The sequence below is a fragment of the Pseudoalteromonas sp. SG41-2 genome, assembly GCF_014164535.1.
GTDB classification, from domain to species: Bacteria; Pseudomonadota; Gammaproteobacteria; order Enterobacterales; family Alteromonadaceae; genus Pseudoalteromonas; species Pseudoalteromonas rhizosphaerae.
Genome location: NZ_JACJFK010000083.1, coordinates 1 through 1,345, shown reverse-complemented (window position 1 = coordinate 1,345; position 1,345 = coordinate 1). Strand labels below are relative to the sequence as shown.

The window sequence follows — 1,345 nt, the reverse complement described above, 5'->3', positions numbered from 1 at the left end:
TCAGGGTAGTTTAATGCATCTAACATTGCATCAAGGGATTGTTCATATTCATCAAGCATATAATAACTATCACCGATAGATACTTTAAGCCAAACCGCTTGCTCCCAATCCTCATCTGGGTCGGTGAGTAAATCAAAGGCTTTTTGCCAGAGTGTAATTGCGCCTTGAAAGTCTTCTTCATCAAAAAGATCATTGCCTTGCTCGCAATACTCATCTATTTGGTCATGTACATTCATTGGTTATACTCATTAAAAAAAGTTTTGTATTTTTTAGGTTCATCAACGAAGCAGCGACCTCTTGACATGTCGTTTGCTTTATTAAACCATTGATAAGAAATTGGTAATTGTTCCATTTCATAATAAATAGTAGCTTTTAAAAAAATAATTCCACCGTGAAACCCACCTACCTTATTTTTATCTCGATATTCTAAGAGTTGCTCTATGATTTGCAGCGCATCATTGTAAAGTGTTAACTCTCGATACATTTCGCAAATTGCAGTAACAAAACTGAGAGTGACATCCCAATCAAATTTAGGCTCAGGTAATAACCCCCATGCTTCGTCTGCTTTTTTTTTTGCGATGTCAACATTTTTGACTTCTAATGCTTTGTATGCAGAAATATAGAGAGCATCGATTTTATCGCGCAAGTCTATAGGTAAATTTTCCATTATCTTTCCTTACTTTTTCGGGGGTAAATATCTATCGTTAAGCTTAGCACCAGCTGAGCGGTTAATACTGTAATGATCTAGAGTATAATTATTAGAGTCTAACATCCATTCTCGCACTTCTTTTGATTTTGCGCCGTATTGTCTGCCTGTAGTATTCCACCATTTTACTGCATCTGTCGGGTCATGTGCCATATCAGCTTGAGAGAGTGGGTACCATTGATTATCACTCGCTTGAAATTCGGTACCTTTGAATGACTCCCTTATTTTGCCTTTTGCTTTCATCTTCGCAATGACTTTTTTGCCTGTACGAGATGCTTTGCCTGGAGTTTTAACAAGGTATTTCAAGCGGTTTGATATCTTGCGAAGTTTCTTAGGTTTTGTAATGTTTGGGTTAATGCTTTGAGCCCCCTTTAAATCATTCCCTTTCGGCGGCTCTAATTCATTGGCTACTGTTTTCTTCGGTTTCCCTACTACACCTGTACTTGCCGGTGGCTCAAACTCATCGAGGGCTTTGTTTACGCGATTGCCAATTTCTTGCGCGGCGTTTCTTACGCCTTGGTCTATTTGCGGGGTGACTTCATCAAGTTGTTTGACCATGGCTTGCATGCCGTCAATGGCCGAGTCTGGCAGTAGGAGGTCGTATTTCCAGCTGGTTGAAATATCTTGCAAGGTATCTCT

2 protein-coding genes and 1 pseudogene are annotated in these 1,345 nt (G+C 39.4%); all 3 read right to left on the bottom strand.

The features are described from left to right. Window positions 1-236: pseudogene (locus H5186_RS22465) on the bottom strand (hypothetical protein); the annotation flags it as partial. After that, complete coding sequence (locus H5186_RS22460) at window positions 233-667, bottom strand: hypothetical protein (protein ID WP_182719691.1); 435 nt, start codon at window positions 665-667, stop codon at window positions 233-235. The pseudogene H5186_RS22465 and the gene H5186_RS22460, both read right to left, overlap by 4 nt. A 9-nt stretch (window positions 668-676) precedes the next feature. Further along, a partial coding sequence (locus tag H5186_RS22455; protein WP_259400405.1) for an HNH/ENDO VII family nuclease occupies window positions 677-1,345 on the bottom strand: 669 nt, incomplete at its 5' end.